Genomic DNA, 17,354 nt, shown 5'->3' on the forward strand with positions numbered 1-17,354 from the left:
GTATGTGAGCGAAATTCCGGGCTATAGCCCGGAATTTCGCTCACATGGGTGGGTGACGGCGCGGGAGCCGCCCATCCAGCCGGGCAGGTGGAGCATCTTGAGGCCGGGGCCGCCGGCCACGACCGGGAGGACCTCGGCGGCGACCGGGCCTCCGAGCACCGCGTCGCCGCGCCGGCGCAGCTCCGCGCCCAGGGCGTCGACGGTCGGGAACACCGAGGCCAGCCGGGCGGCGACCTCGGGCGGGAGGACGACGGCCTGGGTCATCTCGCGACCCCGGACGGGGTCGCCGGCGGCGCGGACGGCCCCGGCGAGCGCGTCGGCCACGGGGTCGAGGACGGCGTCCGGGTCGTCGCGGTCGTCGCGCGGCAGGACCTCGGCGGTGCCGCCGACCGGCAGCACGGTGACGGCGTCGCCCGGGGTCGCCCAGGGTCCGTCGGGATCCGCGGCGAGGCAGCACGTGTAGCGGGCGGGCTGGGCGGTGGTCGCCATCGTGGTCGTGCCGGGCCGCACGCCGCCCGCCGTCGCCAGGGTCAGCGCCAGCGCGCGACCGACCGCGCCGTTCGTGTGCGGGCCGGGTCCGAGCATCCCGGTGCCGTGGGTCAGACCGATCCGCGCGGCGACCGGGCCGGCGACGACCATCGCCACGGCCGCGGTCCCGGTCGTCGTCGCGACCCCGAGCAGGTTGAGCTCCGGCGCGAGGCAGGCCGTCGCCGCCGCGAGCACCACGGGCAGCGCCGCCGCGGGCGCGCCCGCGAGCACGCAGCACGTGGCCACCACCCGCGGCGTGAGCTCGCCGAACAGCGGCGGCACCAGCCCCAGGACCGCGTCCGGGTCGGCGGTGCCCTCGAGCACCGCCGACACCCGCGACGGCGTCGGCGGCACGACCGGGAGCCCGTCGCCGACCCCGTCGGCGAGCAGCGCGGCGGTCGCCTCGACGACGTCGGTGCCCTCGGGGACGGTGCTCACGGCACCACGCGCGACACCAGCGCCGTCCCGCCGAACGACGGGATCCACGCCGAGTGCTTGCCGGCCCCGCCCGCAACGGCGAGGTGCAGGTTCTCCGGCGCGTCGCTGACCGTGTAGGCGTCCCCGTCGGGCTCGACGCCCCACTCGACGAACTGCCGCCGGTTGCCCTCCGAGACGTGCGCGACCGGGATGCGCGCATGCTCCCAGAGGTGCGCGCGGATCGACGCCGGCGTCCAGCCATCGCGGTGCAGGGTCGCGGCGTGCTCCGGGCCGAGCAGCAGCAGGTGCGGTCCGCGCACGTACACGTTGTTGGACCCGGGCTGCGCCATCGTCCCGGCGACGGTCAGCAGGATCTCCGCGCCGGTGGTGCTGCCGTGGTCGTTGACGTTGTGCGGCGGCTCGGCAGCCATCACCGACACGACGCTCTCGCCGGGCGCGAACCCCCGCTGCACCGCGAGCGGGTCGAACGGCGAGTCGGCCTCGGCGAAGCAGAACGTGTACTTCGCCGGCGACCCCTGTGTCGAACGGTCGAGCACGCCCGGGCGCGCGCCGCCGACGTGCAGCAGCACGAGCGAGAGCGCCCGCCCGATCACCGCGTTGCCCCGCGTGCCCGGGCCCAGGCAGTTGCCGCCGCTGTTGAGCCCCAGCGTCTCGCGCACCGGGCCGCTGACCAGCACCATCGGCGCGCACGGGTGCGTCGTCGCGAGGGTGCCGTGCAGGTTGTAGGCCTCGTCCTGCACGGCGGCGATCGCCGCGAGCAGCACCGGCAGGTCCGCCGGGCGGCAGCCGGCCATCACCGCGTTGGCGGCGATGGAGCGTAGGGTCGGGGTGACCCCGCGCGGCGGGAGCGGACCGAGATCGACCGACGGCGCCCCCGCCAGCATCGTCGCCACCCGCTCCTCGGTCGGCGGGATCGTCGGGAGCCCGTCGCCCCAGCCGCGCTCCTCGCAGGCCGCCATCCAGGCCCAGGCGTCGTCGACCTCGGGCAGGTCCAGCGTGTCGGTGTTCATGGGTCGAGCTCCCGCTTCGCTTCGTCTCCGGTCACAGCTCCCCCATCGACCGCAGTTCCGCGACCACCCCGGCGTAGGCCGTCTCCTCGCGTCCGGCGAACTCCTCCGGCGACAGCCCGCCGATCGGGTGGTCGACCACGACGAGCCGCGGGTCGGCCCGACGGGCCTTCGCCTGGGCGGTCACCAGCGGCAGGAACGACGAGGTGACGACGAGGATCGAGCGCACGCCGCGGCGCTCGAGCTCGAGCGAGTCGTGGAGACTCCACGACGAGCACGAGCCTCAATCACCGATCGCGACGACGGCCAGCCGATACCGGGCGGCGAGGTGGTCGAGCAGCGCGGGGTCCGCGCCGACCGCCGCGCTCGGCTTCGCCTCCAGCCCGTGGGGCCCGAGCCCGTGGTCGTCGGCGAGGCGCCGGCCGATGGCCTCGAGCAGGTCGTGGGCGCCGGGCTTGGAGTTGGACAGGCCGCAGAGGGCTCCGGCCGGACTCCCCGAGGACGCGGCCACGGCGACCGTCTCCGAGGGCGCGATCCCGGACGTGGGGTCGACGATGCGCACGATCACTCCTCCTCGAGACGGGCGACGACCGCGAGCCCGGCGCGCAGGCCGTCGGCGGCGGCGGCGAGCAGGGTGCGGTCGGCGCCGGTGACATCGCCGGCCGGGAAGACCGCCGCATCGGCGGGCAGGCCGTCGAGCAGCTCGGTGCGCGGGTCGGCGTGGGTGTAGACGAAGATCCCGGACGCCTCGAGCACCTCCCCGTCGGCGAGGCGGACCCCGGCGAGCGTCCCCTCCCCCTCGAGCGCGGCGACGGTGCCGCTGCGCCGGTCCACGGCCTCGTCGAGGCGGCGCGTGAGGGACGCCGACCAGGCCGGCGCGGCGCTGACCAGCGTGACCCGCTTCGCGATCCCGGCGAGCTCGAGCGCCTCGCGCGCGCTCCACTCGTCGTCGCCGACGACCACGACCTCGCGCCCGGCGTGCAGCGGCCCGTCGCACGTCGCGCAGTGCGAGAGCCCGCGCCCCTCCCAGGCGTCGGCGCCCGCGACGTCGAGCCGCCCCGGCCGCCGGCCGGTGGCGACGACGACCGCGCGCGTCGTGACCGGCCCCTCGGCGGCCTCGACGGTGAGCGGGTCGGTCCGCAGGCCGGTGACCTCGCCGTAGGCGATCTCCACGCCGCGCTCCACGACGTCGGTGAGCAGCGCGCCCATGAGGTCGGGGCCGGTCGTCGGCTCCCCGGACCAGTCGGCCAGCGCACCGAGGTTGATCAGCTGCCCGCCCGGCGCCAGCGCGTCGTGGGCGACGACGCGCAGGTCCCGCTCGGCGCAGGCGCGCGCCGCGGTCAGCCCGGCGATCCCGGCTCCCACGACCACGACGTCCCGGTCCGTGCTCACGTGACCTCCTCGATACGCCGGCTCACCGGCACTCCCTGCACGTGGTTCTGCACGAAGCCGCGGGACTGGTTGCGGCTCGCGTTGCCCGCCAGCACGATCCCGATGTCCTCGGCGCGCGGCACCATCGGCACGAGCCGGTCGGGATCGGTGCCGGCGTAGCGCTCGTCGAGCTCGCCCGCGGCGACCGACGCGTCGAGGTCGAAGCTCGTGGAGCCGACGTTCCACGCGCACGCCTGCAGCTGGCGCACCGGCACCCGCATGTGCTGGGCCAGGTGGCGGCGCAGCGCGTCCTTGTCGACGCCGAACCCGGCGAGCGCCGTCGCCACGGCCGGCCCGAGCACGAGCAGCGGGTGGAACGCGCCGAACTCCAGGCCCGTGTACGCCCACGGCCCGATCGCGTTGCCGAAGATCGTCGTCAGCGCGTCGAGGTGGTCGGCCGCGGTCTCGCCGCCGGAGTAGATCGGGGCGCTGACGGCGACGACGCTCTGCACGGTGACGACGCTGTCGGCGTCGTCGAAGCCCCGGTCGACCCGGAACGACGGCCAGCCGAGTCCCCGCACGGCGGCGTCGTCCTCGGCCAGCGCGACGTGCCAGGTCGAGGCGATCGCGCCCTGGTCGGTCTGCCCGGGCGGGATGCGCAGGCCCGCGACGTTGCGCAGGTACAGGCGCAGGAACCGCCCGACCGCGGTGTTCGCGCGCCGCCCGACGCGCATCGCGCCCGTCCCGCTGTGGAAGCCGAGGCGCTCCACGACGGGCCCGGACAGCACGACCAGGGGTTCCCAGCCCGGCGTCGACCCCGCGTCCTGCACCCGGAACACCGGGTCGGCGACGCACTCGACGATCGCCAGCAGCACCGGCAGGTCCTGCGGGCGGCACCCGGCCATCACGCCGTTGACCGCGACGCTGCGCACCGTGGCCTGCCGCAGCTCGGGCGCGAGCACGCCGAGGACCTCGTCGGGGTCGCGGCGCGTGTGGTCGAGGAACGCCGCGACCCGCTGCGGGGTGGGCGGCACGCTCGGCAGGCCGTCGGTCCAGCCGCGGGCCTCGAAGAGGTCGTGGATGTCGTCCAGGCCGCCGCGGGCGACGACCTCGGTGGGGCCGTGGTCGGCTGACTCGGCCTCCGGCTCGGCGGCCGTCGACCCCGCCACCAGCGCCTCCACCACCGCCGGCGCCACCGCGTCCCGCATCTTCGTCCGGAACACCTCGGTGGGGTCGGTGAGGATCACGCCGGGGTAGCTGACGATCGGGACGTGCCCGACGCCGAGTGACGTGCCGACGGCCCGTCCCATGCCCTCGAACCCCGCGCCGCCGATCGCGACCGCCGGCACCCCGGCGCGCTCGGCGGTGGCCGCTGCCCGCATCACGGCAGGCATGCAGGAGCCTCAAGCGCCGACCGCGGCGACCACGAGGTCGACGCGGTGGGCGCGCAGCAGCTCGGGCAGGGCGTCGAGCACCCGGCGCTCCTCGGCGGCCGAGGCGTGGAAGTTGCCGAACTCCTCCCACCCCACGAACCCGACGTCGCCGTGGCGCTCGCGCGCCACCTCGGAGATCACGTCGAACATCTCCGGGCCGCGGAAGAGCTCGTCCCAGAGGTAGGCCACGCGCCGGCCCGCCAGCGACGACGGGCGCCCGTGCTCGGCGACGTCGCCGACCACCCGCGGGCCCAGCGGCCCCAGGACCTCGTAGCGAGGCTCGCTCACGGTGCTCCCCTACTCGTCGGCGGTGATGACGCGACCGGCCCGGTCGCGCAGGAACAGGGCGGCGACGGTGACGATCGCGGCGCCCACGACGGCGATGCCCACCGCGATGCCGTAGCCGGCGCTCGTCGCGACGACCCCGCCGATGATCGTCCCGATGCCCGACAGGCCGCGGCCGATGTTGTAGGCGGCGGCCGAGCCGAGCGAGCGGATGCGGGTCGGGAACAGCTCGCCGAACCAGACCCCGAAGATGCCGAAGTAGCCCAGGAACAGGCTCGACGCGAGGTAGAGCCACACGAAGTTGCCCAGGCCCTCGCCGCCGAGGGCGAGCACGAGCATCACCGCGAACGTCACGGTCTGCAGCGCGGCGAACGTGACGAACACGCGCCGGCGTCCCCACCGGTCGGACAGCCAGCCGGCGAGGATGAAGCCGACGAACGAGATCGCCGCGGCGAGGTAGAGCACGAGGCTCGCGGTGCCGGCGTCGAAGCCGAGGTCGGTCTTGAGCATCGAGGGCATCCAGGCCGTGGCGGTGTAGGGCACCCACTGGGCGCCGAACGCGACGACCAGGCCGACGAGCACGATCGGCAGCGAGTCCTTCGCGACCAGCTGGCGCCACGGCGACCGGGACGCCTGGGCAGCCGTGGTCTCGGTGAGCAGGCCCGCGGCCTTGCGCCGCTGCAGCTCCTCCCACTGGCGCGACTCGCGGCAGCCGAACCGGATCCAGATGCAGGCGAGGGCGGGCAGGACACCGAGCAGGAACGCGACCCGCCAGTCGACGACGAGCTGGGCGACGAGCACCGCGAGCGCGTACGCCGGCCACAGCGACGCCTGCACCACGCCGCCGCCGAGCCCGCGGCGCTTCGGGGCCCACGCCTCGTTGAGCCAGGCGAAGCCGACCGCCCACTCGCCGCCGGTCCCGATGCCGGTGAGGATCCGGAGCACGAGGAACACCGCGAAGTTCGGGGCGAAGAACACCAGGCCGGTGGCGATCGAGTAGATGAGGATCGACCAGATCAGCGTGCGGCGCCGCCCGTAGCGGTCGCCGAGCCAGCCGAAGAGGACGCCGCCGATCGCGGAGCCGACGAGCTGCCCCGCGATCGCGACGCCGAACACGCCGGCCGAGACGCCGTAGTGGTTCATGATCGCGCCCGCGAGCAGCGTCGGGAGCATGAAGTCGAAGTACTCCATGCCCCAGCCCAGGCAGGCCGCGCCGAGGATGCGGCGCCGCTCGCCGGGGGTGTACTCGGGCGACCCGGTCCCGGGTGGTGCGGCGGTCTGCGTGCCCGCGCCGGCGGGGTCCGTGCCGGAGGTGTCCCTACGGTCCTGCTCGGCGGTCATGGGGCTCCTCCGCGGTGACCGCGCGTCGCTGCGCGCGCCGTTCGTGTGGCGGAGGTTAGGTGGGTCACACGCGGGAAGTCCAGGGTGGATTGGATACGATCTCGGCTACGCCCTGGGCGGCAGCCCCAGCGCGGCGCTCAGGTCGGCGACGGTGTGGTCGCGGTGCGCGTCCATGAGGGCGACCACGGCCCCGGTGTCCCCGCGCCGCAGCGCGGTGATCATCTTGCGGTGCTCGCGCACCACCCGGGCGCGGCCGCCGGAGTCGTAGAGGTGGACCGTCCGGTAGGGCTCGCTGCGCCGCCACAGCCGGTCGATCTCGTCGACGACGAGGTCGAGGCCCGAGAGCCGGAACATCGCGAAGTGGAACGCCTGGTTGGCCGCGACGATGCCGGCCACGTCGACCTTGTCGACCTGCTCGGTGATCGCCTCGTTGAGGGCCGTGAGCTCGCGGAGCTGCTCGCCGGTGAGCTTCGGCAGCGCGCGGAGCACCTCGGTCTCGAGCGCCCGGCGCATGAGGTAGATCTGCGCGAGCTCGTCGGCGTTCAGGCGGGCCACCGCGTAGCCGACGTGCGGCTCGTGGCGCAGCACGCCCTCGGCCTCGAGGGTCTTGAGGGCCTCGCGCACCGGGATGCGGCTGACGCCGAGGCGCGCGGCGAGCGTCTCCTGGCGGATCTGCTGGCCGGGCACCAGCTCGCGCGAGCGCAGCATCCGGCGGATCTCCGTCACCGCGCGCTGCACGCTCGTCGCCCGCCGGGCCGGCTCCGTCTCGGCACTGACCACGCGCCCACCTCCCCGGGTGCAGGGTAGCGGGACCCCTGGCGCGGACGATGGGATACGAAATGGTGTCCGATCGGTTGTGCCCGCCGGGCCCGTCGACCTAGGTTCGCGTCGTGAGCACGGAGTGGGACCGGGTCCTCGCGCCGCGCTCGGTCGCGCTCATCGGCGCCACCGGCCGGGCGGACAACCCCATGGCGCGCCCGCTGCGCTGGCTCACCGAACGAGGGTTCGCCGGGCGGGTGCACCCGGTCAACCCCAAGTACGCCGAGCTGGGCGGCGTGCCGTGCGTCGCCTCGCTCGCCGAGGTCGACGGCGGCGTCGACCTCGCGCTCGCCCTCGTCCCCGCCGAGCGGGCCGCCGCGGCGGTCACCGAGGCGGGTGCGGCCGGCGCGGCCGCGGTCGTCGTGTTCGCCTCCGGGTTCGCCGAGGTCGGCGACGCGGGCCGGGCCCTGCAGGACGAGCTGGTCGCCGCCGCGCGCGCCGCCGGCACCCGCGTGCTCGGCCCCAACTGCCAGGGCCTCTACGACGCGCGCAGCCGCCTTTTCGCGACCTTCACCGGGGCCGGCGAGCGCCCGCTGACCGGCTCCAGCGGCATCGCCTACGTCGGGCAGAGCGGGGCGATCGGGGGCTCGGTGCTCGACGTCGCCGCCGAGCGCGGCCTCGACCTCTCCGCCTGGGTCAGCACCGGCAACGAGGCCGACGTGTCGCTCACCGAGATCGGGCGCCACCTCGTCGCCGACCCCGAGATCACGGTCCTCACCGTCTACGCGGAGTCGCTGCCCGACCCGGACGACTACGCCGCGCTCGCGGGCGAGGCCCGCGCGCACGGCACGGCGCTCGTCGTCCTGCGCTCCGGGCGCTCGGCGCCCGGGCGGCGCGCCGCGGTCTCGCACACCGGCGCGATGCTGGGCGACGACACCGCGTTCCGCCTGGTCTCGCGCCGGTACGGCGTGGTGCTCGTCGACGACGTCGAGGAGCTGCTCGCCGCGGCCACCATGCTCCGGGGCCGGCACGGTCCGGCCGGGCGGTCGGTCGGGCTGGTCACGAGCTCCGGGGGCGCCGGCATCCTCGCCGCCGACCGGGCCAGCGACGCGGGGCTCGCCGTCCCCGAGCTGACCGCCGAGACCCAGGAGAAGCTCGCCCGCCTCGTGCCCGAGTTCGGGGCCGTGGCCAACCCCGTCGACGTCACCGCCCAGCTGTTCAACGAGGGCGGGGGCGCGTTCGGCGAGGTGTGCGGGATCGTGCGCGCCGACGCGTCGGTCGACGCGGTGCTGGTCCTGCTCACGATGCTCGTCGGCGAGACCGCGATGGCCCTGGCCCGCGACCTCGCCGCCACCGTCGCCGAGCAGGGTCCCGACGCCCCGCCCGTCGCCGTGGTGTGGATGGCCGGCGAGGACGGCACGGCGCCGGCCCGCGCCCTGCTGCGCGAGGCCGGCATCCCGGTGTTCTCGTCGATCGCGCTCGCGGTCCGGGTGCTCGACGCCGTGGCCGCGCCGGACGGGGCGGCACCGGACGTCCTCGAGCCCGCGGCGCCCGTGCCCGGCGACGGCTGGGCCCTGCTCGACGCGCTCGGGGTGCGGCGACCCCTGTCCTCGCTCGCACCCGACCCGGCGGACGCCGTCGACGAGCTCGGCGGTGTCGCCGTCCTCAAGGCCGAGGGGCTCGAGCACAAGACCGAGGCGCGCGCGGTCCGGCTGGGCGTGACGACCGCCGACGCCGCCGCGGTCCACGCCGAGCTCGCGGCACTCCCCGGCGCCACGGGCGTGCTCGTGCAGGAGCAGGTACCGGCCGGGGTGGAGCTGCTCGTGGCGGTCGACGGCGGGCGCGACGGCTGGCCGCCGGTGCTCACGGTCGGGCACGGCGGCACGGCGACCGAGGTGCACCGCGACGTCGTCCACGCCCTCGCGCCGGTGACGCCCGAGACGGCGCGCACGCTGCTGGGCGCGCTGCGCTGCTGGCCGCTGCTCGCCGGTCACCGCGGGGCCCCGGGCGTGGACCTGGACGCCGCCGTCGACGCGATCGTCCGCCTCTCCCGCGCGTGCGCCGTGCCCGGGCTCGGCGAACTGGAGGTCAACCCGCTGGTGCTCCTGCCGGCGAGGAGTACCAGCGATGCGGCATCGCTGGCACTGGACGCCAGGATCGCCACATCCTCGGATCCGCGACACGCCGAGGGAGCGATCGCCGTGGACATCCTGAGAACGGAGACCTAGTGGGCACCATCGGGCTCGAGATCACCGACGGCGTCGCGGTGCTGACCGTCGACGCCCCCGACGTCCGCAACGCGCTGACCCCGGCCATGGGCCGCGAGCTGGCCGACGCGTGCGACACCGTCGACGCCGACCGCTCCGTCGGCGCCGCCGTGGTCCGCGGCGCGAACGGCACCTTCTGCTCGGGCGCCGACCGCCGCACGTGGAACCCCGGCGCCGACCAGGCCGAGGACTCCGCCTTCCGCGACACCGGCGCCGTCTACGGGGCGTTCCGGCGCGTCGGCACCCTGGCCGTGCCGACGATCGCCGCCGTCCGGGGCGCGGCCGTCGGCGCCGGCCTCAACCTCGTGCTCGCCACCGACCTGCGCGTCGTCGCTCACGACGCGCGCCTGCTCGCGGGCTTCCTGCGCATCGGCCTGCACCCCGGCGGCGGCTTCTTCACCATCGCGAACCGCACCGCCGGCCGAGAGGCGACCGCGGCGATGGGCCTGTTCGGCGAGGAGATCGACGGCACCCGGGCCGCGGAGATCGGGCTGGCCTGGCGCGCGGTCGCGGACTCCGACGTCGACGACACCGCCCTCGCCCTCGCGGCCGTGCCGGCGAGGGACCCCGACCTGGCCCGCGAGGCCGCCCGCTCGTTCCGCACCGAGACCGGACCGCCGGGCCTGCCGTGGGACGCGGCCGTGGAGTTCGAGCGCGCCACGCAGATGTGGAGCCAGCGCCGGAGGGGGACCCAGTGATCTTCGACCCGACCCCGCTGTCGGCCGACGAGGAGGCGCTGCGCGAGGAGGTGCGCACCTTCCTCGCCGAGACCCTGCCCGACGGCTTCCGCCCCGGTCTCGGGCTCGGCGGCCGCCACGACCCCGAGTTCACGCGCGCGCTCGCCGAGCGCGGTTGGGTCGGCATGGCGATCCCGACCGCGTACGGCGGGGCGGGCGCGAGCACGGTGCGCCGCTTCGTCGTCATCGAGGAGCTGCTCGCCGCGGGCGCCCCGATCGCCGCGCACTGGATCGCCGAGCGCCAGTCCGCGCCCGCCTTCCTGCGCTTCGGCACCGAGGAGCAGCGGCAGTGGTTCCTGCCGCGGATCGCCGCCGGCGAGTGCTGGTTCTCGCTCGGCATGAGCGAGCCCGACGCCGGCTCGGACCTCGCGTCCGTGCGGACGACGGCCACGCCCGTCGAGGGCGGCTGGCGGGTCTCGGGCACCAAGGTGTGGACCACCAACGCCCACCTCAACCACTTCGCCGCGATGCTCTGCCGCACGACCCCGCAGGGCGAGGGCGACCGCCACGCCGGGCTCTCGCAGCTCATCGTCGACCTCTCCGCCGACGGCGTGCACGTCTCCCCGATCCCGCTGATCGACGGCGAGGAGCACGTCAACGAGGTCGTGCTCGACGGTGTCTTCGTCCCCGACGAGCGGGTCCTCGGCGAGGTCGGGCAGGGCTGGGCGCAGGTCACCGCCGAGCTCGCCCACGAGCGCTCGGGCCCCGACCGCTACCTCTCGATCCTCGGCCTCTACCGCGCGTTCCTCGACGTCCACGGCCGCCACCCCGACGCCGTCACCGCCGCCGCCGTCGGACGGGTCGGCGCGCGGCTCTGGACGATCCGCCAACTGTCCCTGGCCGTCGCCCGCTCGCTGGACCAGGGCGAGGCGCCGGCGGTGGAGGCGTCGCTGGTCAAGGACATCGGCACGACGTTCGAGCAGCAGGTCGTCGAGACGCTCCGCGACGCGGCGGGTGGCGAGATCGACCCGGGAGGTCCGACGATGTTCGACAAGTTGCTGGCCGAGTGCGTGCTCAACGCCCCGACGTGGACGCTGCGCGGCGGCACCACCGAGGTGCTGCGCGGGATCGCGGCCAAGGCGCTGACGCGGGGCGGGCGATGAGCGCCGAGGTCCGGGAGGCGGTCGCCGACCTGCTCGCCGACCGCGTCACCCCCGGGGCCCTCGAGGCCGCCGAGCGCGACGGCTGGGCGGCCGGGGTGTGGGAGCCGCTGCACGCGGGCGGGTTCACGACGGTCGGCGTGCCCGAGAGCGCCGGGGGCGCGGGCGGCTCGGTCGCCGAGGCGTGCGCGGTGCTCGAGGCGGCCGGCGCCGCGGCCGCGCCGGTGCCGGTCGCCGAGACCGGGCTGCTGGCCGGGCGGCTGCTCGCCTCCGCCGGTCTGGCGCTGCCCGACGGGCCGGTGACGACGGGGACCGGGTCGGTGACGCTGTCGGACGGCACGCTGACGGGCCGGCTCGCGCGGGTTCCCTGGGCGTCGGCCTCGTCCCGCATCGCCGTGCTCGCCGACGGCCCCGACGGCCCGGTGGTCGCGGTCATCGACCCGGGCACGACGAGCATCAGCGCAGGTCACAACCTCGCCGGCGAGCCCCGCGAGACCGTCGACCTCGACGGCGTCGTCCCCGAGACCACCGCTCCGGCGCCTGCCGACGCCCGCGAGGCCCTCGCCCGTCGCGGCGCCCTCGCCCGCGCCGCGCAGATCGCGGGCGCCGCGCGCCGGGTCCTCGCGGTCACCGTGACCTACACCGGCGAGCGCGTGCAGTTCGGGCGCCCGGTGTCGCGGTTCCCGGCCGTCGCCGACCACCTCGTGCGGATCGCCGAGCAGGCCGAGATGGCCGCCATGGCCGCGCGCTCGGCCGCCGTCGGCGCGGGCCCGGACGGTGAGCCCGCGGACCTCGACGTCGCCGCGGCCGCCGCCGTCGCGTCCGAGGCCGCCGGCCTCGTCGCCGCGGCCGCGCACCAGGCGACCGGGGCGATGGGCGTGACGCGCGAGTTCGCGCTCGGTGTCCTCACCCGGCGGCTGTGGTCGTGGCGCGACGAGTGGGGTGGCGAGCGGGCGTGGTCGACGCGGCTCGGCCACACCCTCGCGGCGGGCGGCCCGGAGGCGCTGTGGCCGACGCTCGCCCGAGGGGTGCGCTGAGGTGCGGACGGAGAACGGGCTGGTCGTCGAGGTCGCCGACCGGGTCGCGACGGTGACCCTCGACCGGCCCGAGCGGCTCAACGCGCTCTCGACCGGTCTGCAGCGCGACCTCGTCGCGGCGTTCGACGGGTTCGCCGACGACCCCGACGTCTGGGTCGTCGTGCTCACCGGCGCCGGGGAGCGGGCGTTCTGCGCCGGGTCGACCTGCGCGAGATCCGCGAGAACGACAGCGCTTCCGACCGAGGTATGCGCCGCGCTGGGCAAGGGCTGCGCGCTGCCCCTGTCGGCGGCGCTGCGTCTCGACGCCGGCCCCGACCGGTACACCAGCGAGGACCGCGTCGAGGGCGTCGCGGCGTTCGTCGAGAAGCGGGACCCGGTCTGGCGAGCGCGCTGACCCGTGTGACGCGCCCGACACCGCCCGGCCGCCGGAGCGGGTATCCGCCCGTGTGGACGTCACCGTGTTCGGCGGCACCGGCAAGATCGGCCGCCTCGTCGTGGAGCGGCTGCTCGACGAGGGTCACCAGGTCACCGCGCTGGTGCGCTCGCCCGAGAAGCTGACCGCCGAGGACCCGCACCTGCACGTCGTCGTCGCCGAACTGGACGACGCGCCCGCGATCCGCAAGGTCGTCGACGGCGCCGACGCCGTGATCAGCGCGCTCGGCCCCGCCATCGACCCGTTCCTGCGCGCCGGGCCGCTGACCGAGGCGACGCGCACGATCGTCGCCGCGATGCACGAGTCCGGCGTCCGGCGGCTGATCGCGCTCGGGACGGTCAGCGTCCCCGACCCGCGCGACCGCCCGAGCCTCGTCGAGCGCCTCGTCCCGGTCGGCATCGGCCTGCTCATCCCCGGTGCGCTCGAGGAGGTGCAGGGGATCAGCGAGGTCGTCACCACCTCGGGGCTGGACTGGACGCTCGCACGGATGACCGCGCCCATCGACATCCCGTCCAACGGCACGCTGCGCGCCGGGTTCCTCGGCCGCGACGACGTCGGGACGCCGATGGCGCGCACCGACGTCGCCGCGTTCCTCGTCGACCAGCTCACCGACGACCGTTTCGTCGGCGCGGCCCCGGCGATCAGCAACTGAGGCGCTACTTCCGGGCGATCCCCGCGCTGGCCGGACCCACCAGCGGCAGGATCTCGATCTCCTCGAAGCCGGCCTCGCGGCACCAGCCCGCGAAGTCCCGACCGGTGTAGTCACCGGCGTCGCCGAACTCGATGAGCATGTTCAGCGACATCAGCAGTCCGAACGCGTTCTCCCGCCGCGCGTCGTCGATGATGTTCTCGACCACGACGAGCACGCCACCCTCGGGCAGGGCCTCGTACGCGGCGCGGATCAGCCGCCGCTTGTGCTCGGTGTTCCCGTCGTGCAGGACGTTGCCCATGGTGATCACGTCCGCCCGGGGCAGGGGGTCGGCGCCGAAGTCCCCGGAGATGACGGCGATGCGATCCGCGAGCCCCGCGTCGGCGACCGTCTTGCGCGCGATCGGCTCGACGACCGGGAGGTCGAACGTCGTGCAGGCGAGGTGCGGGTACCGCGACGCGAGGACGATGCTCAGCAGCCCGGTCCCGCCGCCGACGTCGCCGACCGTCGCGTGGCACGTGAAGTCGACGGCGTCGGCGAGGGCCTCGAAGTTGCCGCGCTGGATGCCCTCCATGGCGTGCATGAACTCCTCGAGACGGTCCGGGTTGCGGGCGAGCGTCGCGAAGAACGGCTCGCCGTTGTCCCGGGTCTCGTTCTGGGGCCGTCCCGTGCGCAGGGCCTCGGTGAGCCCTCCCCAGAAGCCGTAGAGCCGGGAGTTCAGCATCTCGAGCAGCCCGCCGACGTAGCCCGGGAGGCGCTGGTCGAGGAACGCGGCCGTCTCCGGGGTGTTGCGGTAGAGCGCGTCCACGCCCTCGCCCTCCCGCTCGAGGAACCGGAGCGCGACCAGCGCGTCGAGGAAGTCGTCGGTGGCGCGCGGGTGCAGGCCGACGCGGTCGGCGATCGCGTCGCCCGTCATCGGGCCGGCGGCGCCGAGGTGGGTGAACAGGCGCAGTTCGACGGCCGAGAGCAGGGTCTTCGACGCCCAGAACGCCGAGCCCGTTTCCAGGATGCGGGCAGGGTCGACCGGGGATGCGGACAGCGGCGGCATGACGCCTCCTGGTGGCTGCGGGAGTGGCTCGGAGTGGCTGCGGGGTGACAGCGGTCACGCTGCCGCGCCGGGGGCGCGTCCGTATCCGGACCGGACCACCGAGACACCGCGACGGATCTACGGAGCTAGCGCGAGCGCAGCTCCGTACGCCGCGAGAGCCCGGTCTTGGCCAGCAGGCTGGCGACGTGGGTCTCGACCGTCCGCGGCGAGAGGAACAGGCACTCGGCGATCTGCGCGTTGGTACGGCCCTGCTCCACCAGGGCCAGGACCTGCCACTCCCGCGGCGTCACGCCCAGCTCGCGGAGGTCGGCGGGCACCACCGGGGCGTCGCGGCGGGTCCGCGGCACGGGCAGGCCGAGCTCCTGCATGAGGTCGCGGCAATGCCGGAGCATGCACACCTCGCCGGTCCCCTCCAGGTCGGCGAACGCGGCGCGCAGCCAGCGCTCGGGGGCGCCGAATCCCCCGGCCGCGGCCGGCCGGACCAGCTCGAGGCGCAGGAGGTGCCGCCACACGCGGTAACCGGACAGGACGCGGTCGCCCTCGGTGATCGACCTCTCGGCACCGTCGAGATCGCCGGCACGGGCGTGGACGAGGGCGTCCACGTAGAGCCGTGCCCCCTCGTTGCAGGCGTGCCAGCGGATCTCGTCGGCCAGCAGGTCGTCGGCCGCGGACGCGTCGTCGGGGTCGATCACGGCCCGCAGGAGCGCGCGCACCCCCCACATCGGGCTCGCGATGTCGCCGGGGTTGCGGCGCCGGCGCTCGTCGTTGGAGTCGAAGATCGACACGGCGCCGGCGAGGTCACCGTCGACCCACGCGGCCATGCCCTCCACGTCCGCGTAGTGCGCGCCGGCGTCCATCGACTCCGGCGCCAGCTCCCGCGCCTCCGCCAGCAGCGGGGCGACCCGGGCGCGCTCGTCGGCCCACAGGTGCCCGATCGCGGCGAAGAACCGGGCCGCGGCGGCGACGGGCGCCAAGCCGAGGAGGTCGGCGCGCGTCGCGGCGCGCTCGGCCCACGGCAGCATGGCCACGTGGCCGTCGCAGAGCGCGACGCAGGTGCCGATGTGGACGTCGAGCACGGCCGCGGTGGCGAGCATCCCGGCGTCCTCGGCCTGCTGCTGGGCCAGCAGCAACCGGTCCTTGCGGCTCGCGTGGTAGACGTCGTTGACGCCCAGCTCGAACAGCGCGCGGATGCGCCACACCGTGAGGCCGTGCTGCGCCGCGCACCGCTCGGCCTCGGCGAGCGCGGCCTCGGACACCGACGGCTCGGTGCGTCGCAGCGCCCGGCCGACGATCTCCAGCGCCTCGCACACCGCCTCCGGCGGGCCGTGCTCCGCGCCGCGCGCGGCGGCGGTCCGGGCGAGCGCGGCGGCCCGCCCGGCGTCGTGCTCGCCCAGCGCCACGTGCGCGCGCACGGCGTCCACGCGCGGGTCCCCCGCCGAAGCCACGGGGGCGAGCAGCTCGTCGGCCGCCGCCCAGCGCTCGGCCGCGGCCGCCGCCCGGGCCAGGTGCAGGCACAGCAGTGTCAGCTGCTCCCCGCGCACCACGGGCCGGAGCTCCGCCCCGCGGGCGGCCGCCTCGTCGAGACGTCCGGCCAGCGTCAGGACCCGGACCAGCTCGACGGCGATCTCGTGGTCGTCGGGGGCCAGCTCGGCGGCGCGCCGCAGGGTCGCCTCGGCGCTGCCCAGAGCACCGGCGTCGACGGCGGCCCGGGCGGGACCCAGCAGCTGACGCCCCGCCGTGCGTCCGCGCCCGCACTGCACGTACAGCTCGGCGACGAGCCGGGCACGGTCCGCGGTCTCGCCGTCGGGTCCGGCGTCCAGGGCCGCCGCGGCCGCCCGGGCGATCGCCGCGCGCTCGGGCGGGAGCAGTGCGGCCAGGACCGCGTCCCGGGTCAGGGCGTGCCGCCACCGCAGCGCTCCGGCCGGCCCGGGTTCCCGCACCAGCAGGGCCGCTTCGACGCCCGCCCGCAGGGCCGTCGCCACCTCATGCTCGGTCCGACCGGCGGCGGCCGGCAGCAGCTCCCACTCGACGGTCGTGGCGAGGACGGCCGCAGTGCGCAGGACGTCGCGGGCCGCCTCCGGCAGTGCGTCCATCCGCCGGCGGGTCAGGTCGGCCACCGTGTGCGGCACCCCGGGGTCGTCCCCGTCGCCCGGCAGGGCATCGACGAGCTCCTCGACCAGCAGCGGGAGGCCGTCCGAGGTGCGCACCACGAGGTCGACCGCGGCATCGGACAGCGGCCCGGCGCGGTCCCGCGCGAGCGCAGCGATCTCGGGCGGCGCGAGCCGGTGCAGCGGCGCGACCCCGACCGCGGGATGGCGGTGCAGCTGGGCGAGGCCCGGCGGGGCGTGCTCGTCGTCCCGGGCGGTCCCGATCACCAGCACCCGCGTCCCGGCGACCCGGCCGACGAGGTAGTCGAGCAGGGCGAGGGTGTCCTGGTCGGCCCAGTGCAGGTCGTCGAGGGTGACGAGCAGCCCGCGCTCCCCGCCGCCGACATCGAGGAGCTCGCGGACCGCCTCACCCAGGAGGACGACCGGGTCGACCAGGGCGCTGTCCGGCGCCGCGGTCGCGGGCCAGCCCGGGAGGAGCCGCCCGAGCACGGGCCGGTACGGGGCGAGCCGGGGGTGCTCCGCCGTCGCGGGGGTCGCCAGCGACAGGAGCGCCTCGGCGACGGGACGAAAGGGGCCGCCGCCGGGGACCGCCCGACCGCTCAGCACGGCCATGCCCCGCGCCCGCGCCCGCCGGCCGGCCTCCGCGAGGATCCGGGACTTCCCGATCCCGGCCTCACCCGCCACGAGCAGGACGCTGCCGACGCCCCCCTGGGCCTCGACCAGCCGCCGCGCCACGGCGCCGAGCTCCGCCTCGCGGCCGACGGTCGCGACGAGGCCCTCGGCGCTGGTCACCCGGCCGAGTATCTCGGCCCG

The 17,354-nt window shown here is 76.1% G+C and carries 15 protein-coding genes; 6 read left to right on the forward strand and 9 right to left on the reverse strand.

From position 1 onward, the window contains the following. Positions 1-21: 21 nt before the first annotated feature. From PHK61_RS10205 to PHK61_RS10245, 7 genes are all read right to left on the reverse strand, one after another. The gene (locus PHK61_RS10205) at positions 22-966 is read right to left on the reverse strand and encodes a hypothetical protein (protein WP_274280852.1); all 945 of its coding nucleotides are present in this window, start codon (positions 964-966) and stop codon (positions 22-24) included. After that, positions 963-1,976 (reverse strand): hypothetical protein, encoded by a 1,014-nt coding sequence (locus PHK61_RS10210; protein ID WP_274280853.1) that lies wholly within the window; start codon positions 1,974-1,976, stop codon positions 963-965. The genes PHK61_RS10205 and PHK61_RS10210 overlap by 4 nt, the downstream gene beginning before the upstream one ends. A 31-nt stretch (positions 1,977-2,007) precedes the next feature. Continuing rightward, on the reverse strand, positions 2,008-2,541 hold the full coding sequence (locus tag PHK61_RS32020; RefSeq protein WP_420791376.1) for a UGSC family (seleno)protein: 534 nt from the start codon (positions 2,539-2,541) through the stop codon (positions 2,008-2,010). Next, the gene (locus PHK61_RS10225; RefSeq protein ID WP_274280856.1) at positions 2,538-3,365 is read right to left on the reverse strand and encodes an NAD(P)/FAD-dependent oxidoreductase; all 828 of its coding nucleotides are present in this window, start codon (positions 3,363-3,365) and stop codon (positions 2,538-2,540) included. Before PHK61_RS10225 ends, PHK61_RS32020 begins: the two co-directional genes overlap by 4 nt. Next, on the reverse strand, positions 3,362-5,065 hold the full coding sequence (locus PHK61_RS10230; RefSeq protein WP_420791377.1) for a UGSC family (seleno)protein: 1,704 nt from the start codon (positions 5,063-5,065) through the stop codon (positions 3,362-3,364). Before PHK61_RS10230 ends, PHK61_RS10225 begins: the two co-directional genes overlap by 4 nt. 9 nt (positions 5,066-5,074) lie before the next feature. After that, positions 5,075-6,403: an MFS transporter gene (locus PHK61_RS10240; RefSeq protein ID WP_274280859.1), complete on the reverse strand. Its 1,329-nt coding sequence runs from the start codon at positions 6,401-6,403 to the stop codon at positions 5,075-5,077. Positions 6,404-6,508: 105 nt separating this feature from the next. Continuing rightward, positions 6,509-7,183, reverse strand: coding sequence for a GntR family transcriptional regulator (locus PHK61_RS10245; protein WP_274280860.1), 675 nt, complete (start codon positions 7,181-7,183; stop codon positions 6,509-6,511). A 110-nt stretch (positions 7,184-7,293) separates the two neighbouring features. On the opposite strand from PHK61_RS10245, the gene PHK61_RS10250 reads away from it, so the two are divergent. The 6 genes from PHK61_RS10250 to PHK61_RS10275 are packed head-to-tail and all read left to right on the forward strand — an operon-like array spanning position 7,294 to position 13,388. Continuing rightward, positions 7,294-9,390 (forward strand): acetate--CoA ligase family protein, encoded by a 2,097-nt coding sequence (locus PHK61_RS10250; protein ID WP_274280861.1) that lies wholly within the window; start codon positions 7,294-7,296, stop codon positions 9,388-9,390. Beyond that, a complete protein-coding gene (locus tag PHK61_RS10255; protein ID WP_274280862.1) occupies positions 9,390-10,127 on the forward strand; it encodes an enoyl-CoA hydratase-related protein in 738 nt (245 codons plus the stop codon). The genes PHK61_RS10250 and PHK61_RS10255 overlap by 1 nt, the downstream gene beginning before the upstream one ends. Continuing rightward, positions 10,124-11,269 carry an acyl-CoA dehydrogenase family protein gene (locus PHK61_RS10260; RefSeq protein ID WP_274280863.1) on the forward strand — a complete coding sequence of 382 codons (1,146 nt, stop codon included), beginning with the start codon at positions 10,124-10,126 and terminating at the stop codon, positions 11,267-11,269. Before PHK61_RS10255 ends, PHK61_RS10260 begins: the two co-directional genes overlap by 4 nt. Next, a complete protein-coding gene (locus tag PHK61_RS10265; RefSeq protein ID WP_274280864.1) occupies positions 11,266-12,303 on the forward strand; it encodes an acyl-CoA dehydrogenase family protein in 1,038 nt (345 codons plus the stop codon). The genes PHK61_RS10260 and PHK61_RS10265 overlap by 4 nt, the downstream gene beginning before the upstream one ends. Position 12,304: 1 nt before the next feature. Beyond that, positions 12,305-12,697, forward strand: a complete 393-nt coding sequence (locus PHK61_RS10270) for an enoyl-CoA hydratase/isomerase family protein (RefSeq protein WP_274280865.1) — start codon at positions 12,305-12,307, stop codon at positions 12,695-12,697. 52 nt (positions 12,698-12,749) lie between these two features. Then, on the forward strand, positions 12,750-13,388 hold the full coding sequence (locus PHK61_RS10275; protein ID WP_274280866.1) for an NAD(P)-dependent oxidoreductase: 639 nt from the start codon (positions 12,750-12,752) through the stop codon (positions 13,386-13,388). 4 nt (positions 13,389-13,392) lie between these two features. On the opposite strand, the gene PHK61_RS10280 is transcribed toward PHK61_RS10275, so the two are convergent. Further along, positions 13,393-14,433 carry a methyltransferase gene (locus PHK61_RS10280; RefSeq protein ID WP_274280867.1) on the reverse strand — a complete coding sequence of 347 codons (1,041 nt, stop codon included), beginning with the start codon at positions 14,431-14,433 and terminating at the stop codon, positions 13,393-13,395. A 125-nt stretch (positions 14,434-14,558) separates the two neighbouring features. Then, complete coding sequence (locus PHK61_RS10285; RefSeq protein ID WP_274280868.1) at positions 14,559-17,333, reverse strand: helix-turn-helix transcriptional regulator; 2,775 nt, start codon at positions 17,331-17,333, stop codon at positions 14,559-14,561. Positions 17,334-17,354: the final 21 nt, after the last annotated feature.

The organism is Actinomycetospora lutea (assembly GCF_028737205.1).
GTDB lineage: Bacteria > Actinomycetota > Actinomycetes > Mycobacteriales > Pseudonocardiaceae > Actinomycetospora > Actinomycetospora lutea.

Bases quoted from the DNA above. Each gene is read 5' to 3' on its own strand.
- PHK61_RS10210 (WP_274280853.1), bottom strand. From the start codon at position 1,976: ATGAACACCGACACGCTGGACCTGCCCGAGGTCGACGACGCCTGGGCC.
- PHK61_RS10240 (WP_274280859.1), bottom strand. From the start codon at position 6,403: ATGACCGCCGAGCAGGACCGTAGGGACACCTCCGGCACGGACCCCGCC.
- PHK61_RS10265 (WP_274280864.1), top strand. From the start codon at position 11,266: ATGAGCGCCGAGGTCCGGGAGGCGGTCGCCGACCTGCTCGCCGACCGC.
- PHK61_RS10280 (WP_274280867.1), bottom strand. From the start codon at position 14,433: ATGCCGCCGCTGTCCGCATCCCCGGTCGACCCTGCCCGCATCCTGGAA.